13 protein-coding genes are annotated in these 15,982 nt (G+C 41.1%); 5 read left to right on the top strand and 8 right to left on the bottom strand.

Annotated features, from left to right (window positions below):
* Positions 1-87 precede the first annotated feature (87 nt).
* Complete coding sequence (gene argS / locus FN809_RS12775; protein WP_142533918.1) at positions 88-2,007, top strand: arginine--tRNA ligase; 1,920 nt, start codon at positions 88-90, stop codon at positions 2,005-2,007.
* 662 nt (positions 2,008-2,669) lie between these two features.
* On the top strand, positions 2,670-2,879 hold the full coding sequence (locus tag FN809_RS12770) for a hypothetical protein (RefSeq protein WP_142533917.1): 210 nt from the start codon (positions 2,670-2,672) through the stop codon (positions 2,877-2,879).
* 298 nt (positions 2,880-3,177) lie between these two features.
* Here the strand turns inward: FN809_RS12770 and FN809_RS12765 are convergent, their stop codons facing one another.
* From FN809_RS12765 to FN809_RS12730, 7 genes are all read right to left on the bottom strand, one after another.
* The gene (locus FN809_RS12765; RefSeq protein WP_142533916.1) at positions 3,178-3,687 is read right to left on the bottom strand and encodes a hypothetical protein; all 510 of its coding nucleotides are present in this window, start codon (positions 3,685-3,687) and stop codon (positions 3,178-3,180) included.
* Positions 3,688-3,741: 54 nt separating this feature from the next.
* Positions 3,742-4,968 (bottom strand): ornithine--oxo-acid transaminase, encoded by a 1,227-nt coding sequence (gene rocD / locus FN809_RS12760; protein ID WP_246095598.1) that lies wholly within the window; start codon positions 4,966-4,968, stop codon positions 3,742-3,744.
* Positions 4,969-5,159: 191 nt separating this feature from the next.
* On the bottom strand, positions 5,160-6,068 hold the full coding sequence (locus tag FN809_RS12755; RefSeq protein ID WP_142533915.1) for a PfkB family carbohydrate kinase: 909 nt from the start codon (positions 6,066-6,068) through the stop codon (positions 5,160-5,162).
* A 336-nt stretch (positions 6,069-6,404) separates the two neighbouring features.
* On the bottom strand, positions 6,405-6,947 hold the full coding sequence (locus FN809_RS12750; RefSeq protein WP_142533914.1) for a hydrolase: 543 nt from the start codon (positions 6,945-6,947) through the stop codon (positions 6,405-6,407).
* Positions 6,948-6,966: 19 nt separating this feature from the next.
* The gene (locus tag FN809_RS12745) at positions 6,967-7,752 is read right to left on the bottom strand and encodes an MBL fold metallo-hydrolase (protein WP_142533913.1); all 786 of its coding nucleotides are present in this window, start codon (positions 7,750-7,752) and stop codon (positions 6,967-6,969) included.
* Positions 7,753-8,125: 373 nt separating this feature from the next.
* Positions 8,126-9,934, bottom strand: coding sequence for a hypothetical protein (locus tag FN809_RS12735; RefSeq protein ID WP_142533912.1), 1,809 nt, complete (start codon positions 9,932-9,934; stop codon positions 8,126-8,128).
* A 489-nt stretch (positions 9,935-10,423) separates the two neighbouring features.
* Positions 10,424-10,837, bottom strand: a complete 414-nt coding sequence (locus tag FN809_RS12730) for a threonyl-tRNA synthetase editing domain-containing protein (protein WP_142533911.1) — start codon at positions 10,835-10,837, stop codon at positions 10,424-10,426.
* Positions 10,838-11,413: 576 nt separating this feature from the next.
* Between FN809_RS12730 and FN809_RS12725 the strand changes: the two genes are divergently transcribed.
* The 3 genes from FN809_RS12725 to FN809_RS12715 all read left to right on the top strand — a co-directional run bounded on the left by FN809_RS12725 (position 11,414) and on the right by FN809_RS12715 (position 15,465).
* Complete coding sequence (locus FN809_RS12725) at positions 11,414-12,076, top strand: metal-dependent transcriptional regulator (protein ID WP_142533910.1); 663 nt, start codon at positions 11,414-11,416, stop codon at positions 12,074-12,076.
* Between the two features lie 111 nt (positions 12,077-12,187).
* Complete coding sequence (zupT, locus tag FN809_RS12720; protein ID WP_142533909.1) at positions 12,188-13,006, top strand: zinc transporter ZupT; 819 nt, start codon at positions 12,188-12,190, stop codon at positions 13,004-13,006.
* 158 nt (positions 13,007-13,164) lie between these two features.
* The gene (locus FN809_RS12715; RefSeq protein ID WP_221929422.1) at positions 13,165-15,465 is read left to right on the top strand and encodes a TonB-dependent receptor; all 2,301 of its coding nucleotides are present in this window, start codon (positions 13,165-13,167) and stop codon (positions 15,463-15,465) included.
* A gap of 169 nt (positions 15,466-15,634) precedes the next feature.
* Here the strand turns inward: FN809_RS12715 and FN809_RS12710 are convergent, their stop codons facing one another.
* A complete protein-coding gene (locus FN809_RS12710; RefSeq protein ID WP_185957550.1) occupies positions 15,635-15,976 on the bottom strand; it encodes a C-GCAxxG-C-C family (seleno)protein in 342 nt (113 codons plus the stop codon).
* Positions 15,977-15,982: the final 6 nt, after the last annotated feature.

Here is a 15,982-nt window from a genome sequence, read left to right as displayed (position 1 = left end):
GTAATCCCACTCACCCAAGCTCAATAGTAATAGCATAACTTTTTTATCTTTGCACTTTCATTCGAATTTTAACGCAGTACAGCAGCTATGGATATAGAAATGCAGCTCAAAGGCAAGTTGATTGCCGCCGTAAAAGAATTGTACGGACAAGATATAAACGAAGGACAGGCACAGGTTCAAATCACCCGTAAAGATTTAACGGGAGATTTTACCATTGTGGTTTTTCCCCTACTTAAAATATCAAAAAAATCGCCGGAGGATACCGCCAACGATATTGGCAAACACATTTTGCACAGCCATCCTAACGTGGTTAATTTTAATGTGGTAAAAGGCTTTTTAAATATTGAGCTGGCAGCCGATTTTTGGCTTGCATTAATCAATTCTATCGCCGGGCAGGATAAGCATGGTTACGTGCGTGCTAATGCCGATGCTCCCTTGATGATGATTGAGTATTCCTCGCCCAATACCAACAAACCCCTTCATTTAGGACATATTCGTAATAACCTATTGGGTTATTCGCTATCGCGTATTGCCGAAGCTAACGGTCAGCGAGTGGTTAAAACCAATATTGTGAACGATAGGGGTATTCATATCTGTAAATCGATGCTGGCCTGGAAAAAATGGGGTAGGGGAATTACCCCTGAAAAGGCAGGTAAAAAAGGCGATCATTTAGTGGGCGATTTCTACGTTAAATTCGACCAGGAATATAAGGCCGAGATGAATAAAATCATCCAACAAAAAATTTCGGAGTATCCGGCTCTGGAGGGTGTCGATGATTTTAAGGCCACTTTTAGGGCCTTGAAAAACAAAAAGAAAACCAAGCAAGGCCTCAACGAGCAGGAAATAGCACAATTTAATGCGTGCGAAGAGCTCAATAAATATGCCGAAAATAATGCCCCGTTAATTCTTGAAGCCCGCGACATGCTCCTAAAATGGGAAGCCCGGGACGAAGAGGTGTATCGTGTTTGGAAGATGATGAACCAATGGGTGTATGATGGTTTTGACGTAAGTTATAAAAAACTGGGTGTTGATTTTGACAAGATTTATTACGAATCGGATACGTATACCGTTGGCCGCGATATGGTGCTCGATGGTATTGAAAAAGGCGTGTTTTACCGTAAAGAGGATGGTAGTGTTTGGTGCGATTTGTCGGATAAAGGCTTAGACGAAAAACTGCTGCTGCGCAAAGATGGTACCTCGGTGTACATGACACAGGACATCGGTACGGCCAAGCTGCGCTTCGACGATTTTGATATTGATAAAATGGTTTATGTAGTGGGCAACGAGCAGGATTATCATTTTCAGGTGTTATCGCTGCTATTAGATAAAATAGGATTTAAATGGGGCAGAGGCCTTGTGCATTTTTCGTACGGTATGGTAGAACTGCCTCAAGGCAAAATGAAATCGCGCGAAGGTACCGTGGTTGATGCCGATGATTTGGTTGACGAGATGGTGAGCACCGCCCGGGCCATGTCGCAGGAGTTAGGTAAACTGGACGGTTATACTCCGGAAGAGGCCGAAAAAGTATATCATATGATAGCGCTGGGTGCCCTAAAATATTTTATCCTAAAGGTGGATCCCAAAAAGAATATGGTTTTTAATCCCGAAGAGTCTATCGATTTTAATGGTAACACAGGACCTTTTATTCAATATACCCATGCACGTATCCAATCCATCTTTCGTAAAGCTGCCGAAAAAGGGATTGAAGTGGCCACTGTAGCGCCAACCAATGCAGAAATAGGAGAGAAGGAGAACAATCTGATTCGTACTATTGCCAACTTTCCCAACGTGGTAGCCGAAGCAGGTAAAGTGTTTTCGCCTGCTATTATCGCTAACTTTGCTTACGACCTTGCCAAAGAGTATAACCAGTTTTATCACGATTGTCCGATCTTGTTCGAGGAGGATCAAGACAAGCGCATGATGCGTTTGTTATTGTGTAAAACGGTAGGTAAAACATTGAAAAATGCCATGTGGCTATTGGGAATTGATGTGCCGGATAAGATGTAAGGTGGCGGATACTGATTGGCTTATTGCTGCGGTGGTTTCCTGTTTGTAAGAAAAAAGCCAGCTGTGTAAATTTTAGATGGCGGAATGTCGCTTCGTTCCGGATGGTGGTTAGTTGTCGTCCGGTTAGGACTATTGGCATCCTGAAATTATCATAGCCTGAGTGATTGATGTTTAGTGTTTAATTGGCAAGTGGGATAGGGTGAATTTTAAATTCATTTTTAAAATCTATCAATGCCATATCGCAACACTTCTACGGGTCTTTTTTGCAACATGCTCTTTTCTTTCGCAGCTATCTTTTACGGCATTCAATAAAAAGTTAAGCTCATTTTCGATCTCTCTATCCGGTCATAGTTTAGGTTTTTAAAAGTGCTACTGAAAAGTAATGATTTTTAGCTATATCTTTGATTTATCATCCTAATATTTGTAACTTAAAGTATTAATTAACAATGGCTAAAAACAGTTGAGAAGTAGATACAGGCAATAAAAAGAAACGACCCCAGGTACACTGGTTTCCTTTGTATTTTAATTGTGATTTTCACGAACCGGATAGTTTGCCTAAATAGCAAATTGAAGCAACACAAAATAAAAAAACTACCATTATGCTCCGATTACGCATAGAACACGGTATCTGATATGTATTTCGCAACCATAAAAATACAGCAATGATAACGCACCAAAAGCAGATTCTGCAACAAGTAGATCACAACCCCGATTTATTTAAAAAAGAACTGGTTAAATCCTTACGCTGGTTACAGGATTATGAACAAACTCAATTTAAAAAATGGGTTTGCGAAAAATATTATCATCAATACCCTGTAATTATTAACCAGGTTTTAGACGAATACGCACCAATGCAGGGCGATGATTATTAAAAGAAATTGTTAATCGGCTTATTTTATTTCATCGGACTATATTGCCACACAAGGAGGTGTTTGGCGTATTTTATTAGGTAAGTATATATGCAGCCTTCCAACAAACACAATGGATATATTACTGATAAGTAGCTTTAAATATCTTTTACGTGGCTTATTATAATTGTCTGATCATATTGCTTTTATAATCAAAATGTAAGATGCGTATAATTGCGTATCATAAGCTCTAATGCCGTTATAATACTTTTTGGGAAAGCACTTTTAAACCTCTACCTGGTAGAACTCCAGCGCCCCTTTCTTATTTTCCTACGCTATTTTTAAATTCGGGCAATAAAAGCAGACTAGCTAAAATCCGGGGAGCCACTTCGTAACCGTAGCGTTTCAACTTATCTACCACATCTACAAAAGTTACCTCTTTATTTTTTATCAATTCAATCAGCTCGTCCAGTTGCGATTGGCTCAGTTCTTTTCGTATGGCCTCTTCTATTATTGAATGCTCCTTATTTCTTTCTTTCTTTTTCTCACTAATATCTTTTTCGGCCAAGCCAAATGTTTCTATCTCCATGATGATCGTTTGGAGCACATCGGCACAGGTTTTTTTTATCGAATCCACATCGCCCGTGGTATCGCGTAAGGACCAGCTGCTGTTATGAAAGTCTACCTCTTCGATAAGTTTTGTTTTCATATTGCCGGGACCCAATATAGAATCTAACACCGCAATGGTGCCCTGTTTCCAACTGTGCAGGTCAAAATTCCGTTCTTCCACCTTACGAAGCCGGCTGTAAAGGAGTTCTAATTCTTTTTCCATGCTACAAATTTATAATGCCCTTTTGTAGAGCCGACTAAATATAAACAATTTATTTTACTCCAGCCCAGCCATTGTCTTTTTTATGATATACAGAGCCTCTTGCAACTGATCTTCGGTAATAATTAAGGGGGGAGCAAAGCGGATGATATGTCCATGTGTAGGTTTAGCAAGGAGGCCGTTTTGCTTTAGAGCCAGGCACACGTCCCAAGCCGTTTTTCCGTTTTTTGGTTGAATAACAACAGCGTTTAAAAGTCCTTTACCACGCACCTGTTCTATCCTATCCGATTGTATTTTTCGTAGTTCGTTGCGAAATATGGTACCAAGGCGGGCGGCATTCTCTTCTAGTTTTTCGTCTTTGATTACTTGCAGTGCTGCCATAGCCACTTTACATGCTAAGGGGTTACCCCCAAAAGTAGAGCCATGTTCACCAGGTTGTATGCACAGCATAATGTCGTCGTTGGCCAATACGGCAGATACGGGGAATACCCCGCCGGAAACGGCTTTCCCTAAAATCAGGATATCGGGCCGCACCTCTTCATGGTCGCAAGCCAGCATTTTACCTGTACGTGCAATACCGGTTTGTACTTCATCCGCAATAAACAATACATTATTGGCTTTACATAAATTGTAGGCCTTTTTCAAATACCCTTCGTCGGGCACATATACTCCGGCCTCGCCCTGGATAGGTTCCACCAAAAAACCAGCTACATTGGGATCGCGCAAGGCTTCTTCTAAAGCTGTCAAATCATTGTACGGCACTACCTCAAATCCGGGGGTGTAGGGCCCAAAACCTTTATAGGAATCCGGATCGGTAGACATGGATATGATGGTGATGGTTCTGCCATGGAAGTTACCCTCGCAAACAATTATTTTGGCCTGATTATCGGGGATGCCTTTTTTGTTGTAAGCCCACTTTCGGCAAAGTTTGATGGCCGTTTCGTCTGCCTCGGCACCGGTGTTCATGGGCAATACTTTATCGTATCCAAAAAATCGGGTGATGTATTCCTCAAATTCACCCAATACGTTGTTGTAAAATGCCCTGGATGTTAGGGTGAGTTGTGCAGCCTGTGCGGTAAGAGCTTCAATGATTTTAGGATGACAGTGCCCCTGGTTTACAGCAGAGTAGGCCGACAGGAAATCGTAGTATTTTTTATCTTCAACATCCCAAACATAAACACCTTGTCCGCGCTTTAAAACAACGGGCAGTGGATGATAGTTATGGGCGCCATATTTATCTTCTCTGTCTATATAATGTTGCGGGGTCATTTTTGTATTGTTCATACCTATTTTATTTTTTTGGGGATTAAACAAGGCCGAGTGCTAATATAGTAATATGCGCCTTGGATTGTGCTGAGAAAAATCAGTAGAAATAGAATGATCTTATCGCCGCGTTTTTTAAAGTTTTGGTAAGTGTATGCTATCCTCATGCTATATGTCCAATACCTACCACACCGTCCGCCAGTAGTCAGGAGCTAGACCCTAAATTCTTCCGGCACATAGTTGTCGAGGCTCAAGCATACTTCGGTAGCACATTTTATTCCGCTATTCATTAGGATGTCCCACTTGTTTTCGCTAAGATTTTGTAATGCCTTTTTGGTAATATTATTAGCCAGCAGGGCATGAATAATACCTGCATTAAAGTTGTCGCCCGCTCCGATGGTACTCACCGGCTTGATGCGTGGCACCGGATAATGCTTTTTAAATTCTTTGCTATGTAAATAAGCACCCTGTGCACTTGCGGTGTAAATTAAGTTATTACACTTGTTTTTTATTGTCTCAAACACCTGATCGGATGAAGTAGCCGCATAGATGTTGTCAAAATCTTCGTTGCTGCCCCTTATAATGTCTGCTGCCGCAATGTTTTCTTTTAAATAGTTGAGATATTGCACCTGGTTTTCATCATGTTTTTTTCGGTAATTGGGATCGTAAAGGATGAGGCAAGCCATTTGCTGCGCATGCTTAATAATCGGATAGATTTGCTGGCGTATAGCCGGGGCTATGGCATACGACGAGCCAAAGAGCAGGATGTCGTCTGAATTAAAATCGGGGAGGGGACCCGTTAATCTTTTGGAAGGATAATTTTTGTAGAATTCGTATCCGGCATCGTTGTGTTCATTTAAAAATGCCAGGGCCAAGGCAGTTTGTCCTTGCTTATAACGCTGAACATATTGTGTATCAACTTTATTCTCTTTGATAAAATCGAGAATCAAATCACCTGCCTTGTCGTGCCCCAGCTCACTGATAAAATGGCATTGATGCCCCATCCGAGCCAGTGAAATTAAGGCATTTAAAACAGAACCACCCGCTTTTGCAGCAATAGGCTGGCCGTTTTTAAAAACAATGTCCAGCACTGTTTCGCCTAATCCAAAAACTCTGCGCATAATGTTTGTTGTTAACTAATAGGTTGTTACACGGATTGCTTGTTAAATCAGTAGCTTGTTAGCTGATAAGGAGTAAGCTCTTGTACAAACACAGGCTTATTAAGGTAATAAAAAAATAGGATTGACCGGAACAACGCTAATATTCAATTTCCCAATATCTATTTTATTTAATTTCCGCTCTACGTTCTAAGCAATACGCTATAGCTTCTCCGCTTGATTTCCACTCTTCGTTATTTTTGCTTTTCATCGGCGTAGTGGGATCCAAAAAGGCAGACAGGTCTGGGGGCGGATATTCCGCTCCCCGCCTTCTGCTCATTGTTTTCCGCTCCCTGTTTTTTATTTTACCAATTTTGAGATAGTTTTAAAGGTGTCAGTTCCGGCAAAACGGCATAGTTCAAATAAAAGAGATTCGTAGCTGGTAACCAGGATGCCCTGTTGCAACATGCGATTGATGGCTATCCTATGGTTTTCGGGGTTTCGCGAGCCTACGCAATCTTCTACCACAACCGGCTTATAACCTTTGGCTTGCAAGTCCAGCGCTGTCTGCATCAAACAAATGTGTGCCTCAATGCCAAATAGGATAGCCGTTTTGTAGCCTTCGGTTTCAAATTTTTCGATAAATGCTTCGTCATCCATACAGCTAAAAGCAATTTTTTCAAAAGTAGGGCAAGTGGCCACTTTCTCAGCTAATCCTTTGATAGTGGGGCCCAGTCCTTTTTTATACTGTTCGGTCACCATCATAGGCACTCCCAGTGCTTGAAGTCCGTCCACCAATATTCCGATATTTTTTTTGAGCTGTTGGTGGTCGTGGATGTGCGGAAATAATCTTTCCTGAATATCTACCACAAGGGCAACGGTGTTTTCTTTTGTGATTCTCATTTTATTATTTTTTTTGTTTTTATAAAGATAATGAAATGGTGTCGTCTTCGAGGTGCATTAGTTCGGTGGCATCGTATCTCGAGGTTAAGCGTATATCATATTTATCATTCAAATGCTCAAAAGCAAAAAGGGCAATATCGCCCCTGTTGTTATCTTCTGATATATGCGATAAAAATATGGTCTTTAATTTTTCCGAGGCATGATTTTCTATCAGTTCAACTGCTTGCTTATTGGAGAGGTGACCATACTCGCCGGCTACGCGTTGTTTTAAAAAAGCAGGATATCGTCCGGAGGCAAGCAATGCATCATCATAATTGGATTCAAGAAACAGGAAATCGCATAGGCTTAAATGTGATTTTACGTTTTCGCAGGGTTCGCCAATATCGGTGAACACGCCAATGTTATAATTACCTGTTTGCACCCTAAAGCTGCATGGTTCAGCGGCATCGTGCTTTTTTAAAAAGGAATGTACCTTAAATTGGCCTATCTGTATTTCGTCGCCTGGTGTAAATGTTTTGATGTGAGGTGGGCGCAGGGTATAATAACTGCGGTGCAAGGTTTGCTCCGAAATATAAAAAGGGATACCGTGCTTTTGTCCGAATACCCGTGCTCCCCGATAATGATCCTGGTGTTCGTGGGTTATAAATCCGGCTTTTATAATGGCGGGATTGATACCTCTGGCCTTCATTCGTTCCACAATTTTCCTTCGGCTTATGCCGGCATCAATTAAAATGCCTTCGTGGTTATTACCAATGTAGTAGCAATTGCCGTTGCTGCCCGATGCCAGGGCACAAACTTTTATCATCTTATTGTGTTGTTTTTAGTTTGTAATTGTATGAATTACAGCTGTTTTGTTTATTCTGCGCATTAATTCTTTTCTGCGATAATTTCTTATTGTTCTACCCGCACCGTATGGGAGTTGGGTTCATTTGCTAAGCCATAACGCATGGTGTAAATATAGGTAAACTCGGCACCAAAAAATAATATGAGACAGGAATAAGATACCCACAAGCCGGGTAAGTACCACGAACCGGCAGCACCGTAAGTTGAGCCCGGATCGGCCTTGCCAAATTACAGACCCGGAAACAAAAATCCGATAACCAGTACGAAACCTAAACTGCGGGTACGATCCAAAACTAATTTTATAATGTTGAATTTGGCTGACATCTATGTAAAAATTATTTATACAGTACGGTGGCTGGTTTCCCAATATTAAAATAATTAAGTCCAAAATCGGTGGTGCGTAGCGAGTTAAGCCTAAAAATATTATTTCCATTTCCGGGCATGGAAGGGTAAAATGCCAGCGATAGCTGAAAGGTGTTTAAAACCAGGTTTTCGTTTCGGATTAGAACGCCCAAACCAAACTGTTGGTAGAGTTTCCTGTTTTTAAAACCATTTTGATCGCTCCCCAACAAGGCTCCCGACCAGGTAAGGTAAGGTCCAAAACGAAACCCTAAAATGTTGAAAGGAGCGTAGGATTGTGTCTGCAGCGTGATTACCGCACGGCGGGTACCCATCAAGCTACTACTATTAAATCCTATTATCCCTACATCGTTGTTAATGGTGAGGCTATCGGTGGTAAATGGGTTAATGCCAATGGTAATATGCGATTTAATTAACTGTCGGAACCTCCATTGGCCTATCTGTTTTAAATGTGTAAAATAATTTAGACCCATTGAAACTGCGCCCTGCTCGGAGTTGGATGCCGTAAAAAATGAGCCATATTCAAGTTGCCCACTAAGGTAACCCCAAGGAGGATATTTAGCAAAAGCAAAACGGGCCCCCAGATATTTTCGTTCCTTCTCCCCTTTAATCTGATAGCCTACAGTTAAATTAATTACCTTTCCAATGGGTAAGTCCTCGGTTGTTCCAAATTTAAATATATATTTTTCTTTTAAAAACCGCTGGGTAGACACACCCATGCTTCCCAAATAGAAATCTTCACTTTCAAAAATTAAATGCGTATCCGTATTATTTGGTTTTTTAGGATAGCGCACACGCAAAAAACGGGCTGCCGAAATCAAGTTTGTAGATCGTGCGTATTCGCTTTTGCCTTTGATCAATTGCATTGAACTACCTCCCCATAAATCCTGTATCTTAACTACAAACTGTCGCTCGCCTGTGGGGGTGGGATCAATACCTACGGTGTCGCTGTGCGAGTGATGTGCAAGGCTTATTCCACCAGCCCATTTAGTAAGTGGTGAAAAAAAGTTACGTTCAAAACTTAAGCGTCTGTTAACATGACCATGCCTATCAAGCCCCAAGTGTATTCCACCACTAATATAGCTTGCACCAATGTTTGAAACTACATACCCCATACCGTAGTATTTTATTGTATGGTTGTAGATGTGTTTCAACTCGTGACCCCGACCGAGAAAATTTTTATCGCTTAAAATACGTGCCTTCCCCGATGTTTCGGGTAGGATGCTCCACATATCCAAAACACGTATATAAATATCCACACATTCATTATCGCCTTCGCATGGTCGTACGCTAAAACTAAGATCACGCACATGCGTTTTTTCTCTGATTAACCTTTCCGACTCTTTAGCACGAAAGGCGTCAAAAGGTTGATCTTCTTGTAAAAGTAAAAGGTTTTTTATGGTGCGTTTTTTCGATTTAATATGCAGCGTATTTCCTGTTTTTTGCAACAGACTATGTCCATCAGCGGTAGTATCTTCAAGCGAGTAGCCGAAGGGGTCGAGGGTTTCGATGATAATGTGTCGGATGATTTTCCCCTCATAGGAACTATAACTCAAATACGATTTTATTGTGTTTTTTTTCCTGGCTTTTTTTTTCTCCTCCTCTGTTTTAATCAATAAATCGTGGAGTATTTTTACCGTTTTGTTTTGCTGAGCTATAGAATCTAATTTTTCATAAACCCTTGATGAATCTTTTTTTATTACTGGGTTTTGTGCTGCGGCAAATCTATCCGTAAAAAGACTAAGGATAATTAGCAAAAAAGTTATGACGTTCCATATGCTCATATTTTTTACCTTTTAAACATTTCATTGTTCATCAATTGTTTAATCATAGTGTTTTTGATTTTGACTATTAGATATTTATGACGGATACTTTAGCTTATATTTAATAAACTGCGCTCTAAATCCTATTGCAAATACATTGCCTTTTGGCATTTATTAGCGCGAGGATAATGTTAGTATAGGTTGGTGGTGGCGTTGTTTTAGCCCATAGATTTTCGTCTATAATACATGGTGTACTGTCTACTCCTTTTATTTACATCATATTGCAATGGGTGGGGCACAGTAAATAGGCGAAACAAACCAAGCGTACCGGATTGATGAAGGCTCATACCGGATTCTTTTTTATTGTGCCAATTACGGCAGAGGGTACTTTTAAAAAGACTAATCGGGGTTTGATCTGCCCATAGGAGGAAAAACTTACACAAAATGGGCAAAGTGAAAATTATAACCATGGTTTATTTTACCGGAGACCGGAAGCCGGTTTAACGGTGATTATAAACTGGCCCATATGCGGGCAAGCGATTTTCCGGGTGCATCAATTTTTAAATCTAAAAAATATCCGAAAGGGGTTTGCCAAACTTCGTACTCAGCATTTTCTAATCTCTTTTGGGCTGCATCGAATACTTGCTGCGAAAATAAAACGGATGCTTTTGACTCCGACAGATGTGCAAATGAATGTAAAATTACACGTTGGGTTTTATTTTTTCGGGCCACCCATTTTAAATGGTTTACCAACTTTTTCTCCCGGCTTATCACATCTTTCTCTTCATCCAATTCTTCTACCTGTATAAATGCCAAAACCGCATCTTTTATCTCTATTCCCACTCCTGGCGCAGGAGCATTATCTAAATTCTTTGTGCGAGGCTCGTACCCGAAACTATTTACATAAAACACTAAAACCTTCATGTAATAAAAATGATTTTTTAGGTTGACAATCGAATTAAGGTAACTACCGAAGTTAAAAATAATTATTAACTCAGCATAAAGTAAATCATTTGTTTATCAAAACACCCTATTGTCGGGTGAAACATTTGTATCTTAACTTTAGTGCTTAAGCTAAACGGGATCTTAATTCCTTATATTTAAGGTTATAGCTTCGTTCAACATATTTAAGTGAGCTGAGTTCTTACTTCACGTTTCGTAATAAATGGCTTCAGCCCCAATAAGTGCACAAAAAAGCCGGCACTACCTGCCAATTATAGTTTGATAAGTTTTTTTTGAAATATAGCAACAAAAACTTTTTTCAGGACTTAAAGTAAGATGGGTTGATTAAACTCCGGAAACGTGCTACACTTCAACTAATCAAATTAAAACCTTTTTGCATCAACAAAGCATTGCATTTGGAGTCAATGTAAAAAAGTTTACCGAACACCATTTATCCTGCTGGGGAAAATTATTATTTAAATTTTAACAAATAATAGTTTAAAATAATTTTCACATTTAATTAAGCATGCTTAACTTTGCAGCTAAGTAAGCTAAAATATGAATTCAACATCGGTAGAAAATTTTTTAAAAAATGTGTTCACCCTACAGTATGACGAGGGTGAAAAAGCGTCCGCCTCTAAGCTATCCCTTAGGTTGGGTATTTCAGGGCCTGCCATAACCGATATGGCAAAAAAGCTATCCTCTAAAAGCCTGATAAACTATCAACCCTACAAAGAAATAGAGCTCACTGAGAAAGGGAAAGAAATTGCCATCACGGTTATCCGCAGACATCGATTGTGGGAAATGTTTTTACATCAGGTACTCAATATGGATTTAAGTGAGGTACATACGGAGGCTGAATGCTTGGAGCATCAAACATCGGATCGTTTATTGGCCCGACTTGATGACTTTTTAGGCAATCCAAAGTTTGATCCGCATGGCGACCCTATACCCCATGCAGACGGAACTATACAACGACACAAAAATTCTGTTAAAATGGATCAGTTGCAGGAAGGAGACAGTGCTAAGATTGTGCGATTAATATATGCGGATGAAGAAATTGAACGGCTATATGATCATTATGAAATACGAACCAACAAACAGTTTAGTGTGAAAAAAATTTTTGCACTGGACCAATCGATGGAGATACAGATGGATGATCAAAAAATATTGATATCCCCTACTTTACAAAAACGGATTTTCTGTACTGTTTTAAAATAAGTATGCACCGATCTGTAATTGAGATGATAAAAACAGCATACCGGTATTTGATCAATCAATATTCGGTGTTACACCTATTGGGGTAAAAAACTAAACAAAATGTACAACTAAATGGAAAACATAGCATTTTCGCAAGTATTAATGGCATTTGGCTTAACTCTCCTTGCAGGTTTGGCCACCGGTATTGGGAGTGCCATGGCTTTTTTTGCCAAACGAACCAACACTAAATTCTTATCACTCGCATTGGGTTTTTCGGCGGGAGTAATGATTTATGTATCCTTTGTAGAGATTTTTTTTAAGGCGAAAGACAGTCTTACAGAGGTGTACGGCGAGGTGAGCGGCACGTGGGTAACGGTAGTTTCCTTTTTTGGCGGCATGCTGCTTATTGCTATCATCGATAAACTGATTCCTTCGGCCGAAAACCCACACGAGATGGAAAGCATTGAGGATATGACGGAAGAAAAACGGCGCAACAGCCCCCACCTGATGCGAATGGGTCTTTTTACCGCGCTGGCCATAGCCATCCATAATTTTCCGGAAGGTTTGGCTACCTTTACGGCCGCACTAACGGATCCCAATCTGGGTATTGCCATAGCCGTAGCCATCGCTATCCATAACATACCCGAGGGGATAGCCGTTTCGGTACCCATTTATTATGCCACCGGAAGCAAACGAAAAGCCTTTAAGCTCAGCTTTCTCTCGGGGCTGGCAGAACCGGTAGGTGCACTAGTGGGTTATCTGATACTGATGCCATTTTTAACGCCAACCTTGTTTGGGATTATATTTGCCGCAGTGGCGGGCATCATGGTATTTATCAGTTTGGACGAACTTTTACCCGCTGCCCAAAAATACGGCGAACATCACCTTTCAATTTATGGATTGTTTGTAGGTATGTTGGTAATGGCTTTTAGCTTATTGATGTTTTTGTAAGATAGCGTAGTAGATGGACAGACGTGCAGCACTTAGCAATTTAAAAACAAATACGCACTATTCCGTTACTGTGGTGCAAGCTCCGTGTTTTATTTCCAATACCGAATATTTATAAATAGCGCAACAATGTAATAATAATGATAAAAGTATATTTAATAATGATGAGAAGAATAATATCCTTATTTATGCTGTGCATAACAGTTAGCTTAAGTTATGCGCAACATACCGATGCCAATATTTTTGGCCATGTACAGTGCGATGGTGAACACCTTCCCTTTGTGAGTATTTATATTAAAGGTTCAAACAAAGGTACGGCAACTGACTTAAGTGGCCATTATATGTTGACTAACTTGCCCGCCGGAAAACATATTTTGGTGGCTAATAGCGTAGGCTACAAACCCGTAGAAAAGGAAATCGTGGTTGAAGCCGGAAAAACCATAGAAATAAACTTTGTGCTCGAAGAACAAATCATGGCCATTGACGACATTGTAGTTACCGGCACCAAAACCTTTAAACGTCAAACAGATTCGCCGGTTATAGTAAATGTGATGGAAGGTAAAATGCTGGAAATGATACAAGCCAATACGCTGTCCGAAGGCTTGGTTTTTCAGCCGGGCATACGTATGGAAACGGATTGTCAGACCTGCAATTATACCCAGCTGCGCATGAACGGGCTCGGCGGTGGGTATTCGCAGATACTTATCAACAGCCGTCCGGTGTTCAGCCCGCTTACGGGATTATATGGCCTGGAACAGATACCGGCTAATATGATAGAGCGTATTGAAGTGGTCCGGGGTGGTGCCTCTGCCCTGTACGGTGCCGGTGCCATAGGGGGTACCGTTAACGTGATTACCCGCCCACCGGACAGGAATGCCTATGCCGTAAATGCCAATACATCGGTGATCAATGGTGCTGCCTCCGATTTTATATTAAATGCAAATGCCAGTACCGTATCCGACAGGAGAAATGCCGGCATGAGTATTTTTGCTTCGCACCGTATGCGCGAATCCTACAATCACAATAACGACGGATTTAGTGAGATGCCCCAGCTTAAAAACAATTCTTTTGGGCTAAATGCCTTCCTGTTACCTGCACCCAACCATAAAATTGAGTTTAATCTGTCGTCGATGTATGAGTACAGGTATGGAGGCAATAAGGAAGATGGTCCTGCATTTTTGGCCGACCAAAGCGAGGAGCGCGTGCACAACGTGCTGATGGGTGGTGCAGATTACAGCGTTAATTTTAACAATAATCTATCGTCGTTTGCTGCCTATGTGGCCGGACAAACTACCGACCGCGATCATTATACCGGCATTATGCCCGATGAAGGCACACCGGAATACGATGAACATTTTAAAGAACCTCCTTATGGCATTACCGACAACAAAACCTATCTGGGTGGTATTCAGCTTAATCATATGCTTAGTCATTTTATATCGGGCAGTAACCAATTTAGTTTTGGGGCCGAGTACAACTACGACATGGTAGATGATGAGATTGTTGCCTACAATTACCACCTGGATCAGGAAACAAAAAACTTTGGCAGCTTCCTGCAAAGCGACTGGTCCATCAATCGCAAGCTAAGCTTGCTTACCGGTGTAAGAGCCGACAAACACAACATGGTGGATAACTTGGTATGGAGTCCTCGTATTTCGGCATTGATGAAGCAAAAACAGTGGCAATTCCGCGCAAGCTGGTCCACGGGTTTTAGGGCACCCCAGGCTTTTGATGCCGACATGCACATTGCCTTTGCCGGTGGTGGCATACAGCGCGTTGAGCTCGCAGAAAGCTTAAAGGAAGAACGATCGAAAAGCATAAGTACTTCTATTAATTACGATTATCCGAATGAGCATTTTATTTTGGGTTTTACCCTCGAAGGGTTTTATACCAAGCTAACAGACGCCTTTATTTTAGAGGAAAACGGGACGGATGCTAACGGAAACTCCATCCTGGAAAAAAGAAACGGTGAAGGCTCAACGGTGAAAGGTGTAACAACAGAAATAAGAGCTAACTACAACCGCAAAGTTCAGCTGGAAGCCGGCCTTACCTTTCAGAATAGTGAACACGAGAAAGCGGTAGAATGGAGTGAGAACAGCCCGGGCATCAAAAAATATCTGCGAACACCCGACGAGTACGGCTATTACACCTTGACCTACAACTCGCGTTTGGGTATTAACGCCGCACTATCGGGTGTATATACCGGCCCCATGCTGGTACCAAATTACGGTCGTAACGAATTGATTAAATCTCCTTCGTTTCTGGAAAACAACCTGAAGGTGTCGTATCAATTCAATTGGTTAGAAAAAGGGCTTGCTGTTGAAATGTTTACAGGTGTGCAAAATATCTTTAACGAATATCAGGATGATTTTGAAACCGGTAAAAACAGGGACAGTAATTATGTGTATGGACCCGCTCGCCCCCGAACGGTATTTGTAGGTATTAAATTAATGAGTTTGTAAGCTGTTCTATTTTAGATAATTAGACTTTGTGTTCGTTGTGCATTCATCGTGTCCTTTGTGGTTGATTTTTTAACCACCATGCTCACAAAGAAGGCGCCATGAACACTAAGTCTTTTTGTTTTCGTTGTGCATTCCTGATGTGTTTTGTATTTAAATACGAAGCCTTTTGTTATGTCCCCAGCATACCCTGCAAATTTTGCGCTGCCAGACTTACACATTGCTTGCAGCTCAAGCGGCGTTCCGTTCGTATTTCTCTACACCTTACACTGCTGCCTTTAGCAATAAAATCCATGTCTATTTTTTGTTGCAACGGATTATCGCCTAACAACTGATGAGCCGCATACAAGGCGCCACAAAGACCACCTTCCGCTCTTCCACCGCCATTACGGGCAGCTGCAACAATAGCCTGTTCATCTACCTCAAATTCCTTTTGAAAAGTCTTAAGAATAGCCTGAGCACAATTGTACCCTTCGGCACCATGGAATAGTTGTTCTGCAATTTTTGTTTTCACCACATT

The organism is Saccharicrinis carchari (genome assembly GCF_900182605.1).
Taxonomy (GTDB): Bacteria; Bacteroidota; Bacteroidia; order Bacteroidales; family Marinilabiliaceae; genus Saccharicrinis; species Saccharicrinis carchari.
This window is presented reverse-complemented; position numbering and strand designations above follow the sequence as displayed.

Coding starts and splice junctions, on each gene's coding strand:
- argS (WP_142533918.1), top strand. CDS start 88: ATGGATATAGAAATGCAGCTCAAAGGCAAGTTGATTGCCGCCGTAAAA.
- FN809_RS12770 (WP_142533917.1), top strand. CDS start 2,670: ATGATAACGCACCAAAAGCAGATTCTGCAACAAGTAGATCACAACCCC.
- FN809_RS12765 (WP_142533916.1), bottom strand. CDS start 3,687: ATGGAAAAAGAATTAGAACTCCTTTACAGCCGGCTTCGTAAGGTGGAA.
- rocD (WP_246095598.1), bottom strand. CDS start 4,968: ATGAACAATACAAAAATGACCCCGCAACATTATATAGACAGAGAAGAT.
- FN809_RS12755 (WP_142533915.1), bottom strand. CDS start 6,068: ATGCGCAGAGTTTTTGGATTAGGCGAAACAGTGCTGGACATTGTTTTT.
- FN809_RS12750 (WP_142533914.1), bottom strand. CDS start 6,947: ATGAGAATCACAAAAGAAAACACCGTTGCCCTTGTGGTAGATATTCAG.
- FN809_RS12745 (WP_142533913.1), bottom strand. CDS start 7,752: ATGATAAAAGTTTGTGCCCTGGCATCGGGCAGCAACGGCAATTGCTAC.
- FN809_RS12735 (WP_142533912.1), bottom strand. CDS start 9,934: ATGAGCATATGGAACGTCATAACTTTTTTGCTAATTATCCTTAGTCTT.
- FN809_RS12730 (WP_142533911.1), bottom strand. CDS start 10,837: ATGAAGGTTTTAGTGTTTTATGTAAATAGTTTCGGGTACGAGCCTCGC.
- FN809_RS12725 (WP_142533910.1), top strand. CDS start 11,414: ATGAATTCAACATCGGTAGAAAATTTTTTAAAAAATGTGTTCACCCTA.
- zupT (WP_142533909.1), top strand. CDS start 12,188: ATGGAAAACATAGCATTTTCGCAAGTATTAATGGCATTTGGCTTAACT.
- FN809_RS12715 (WP_221929422.1), top strand. CDS start 13,165: ATGATGAGAAGAATAATATCCTTATTTATGCTGTGCATAACAGTTAGC.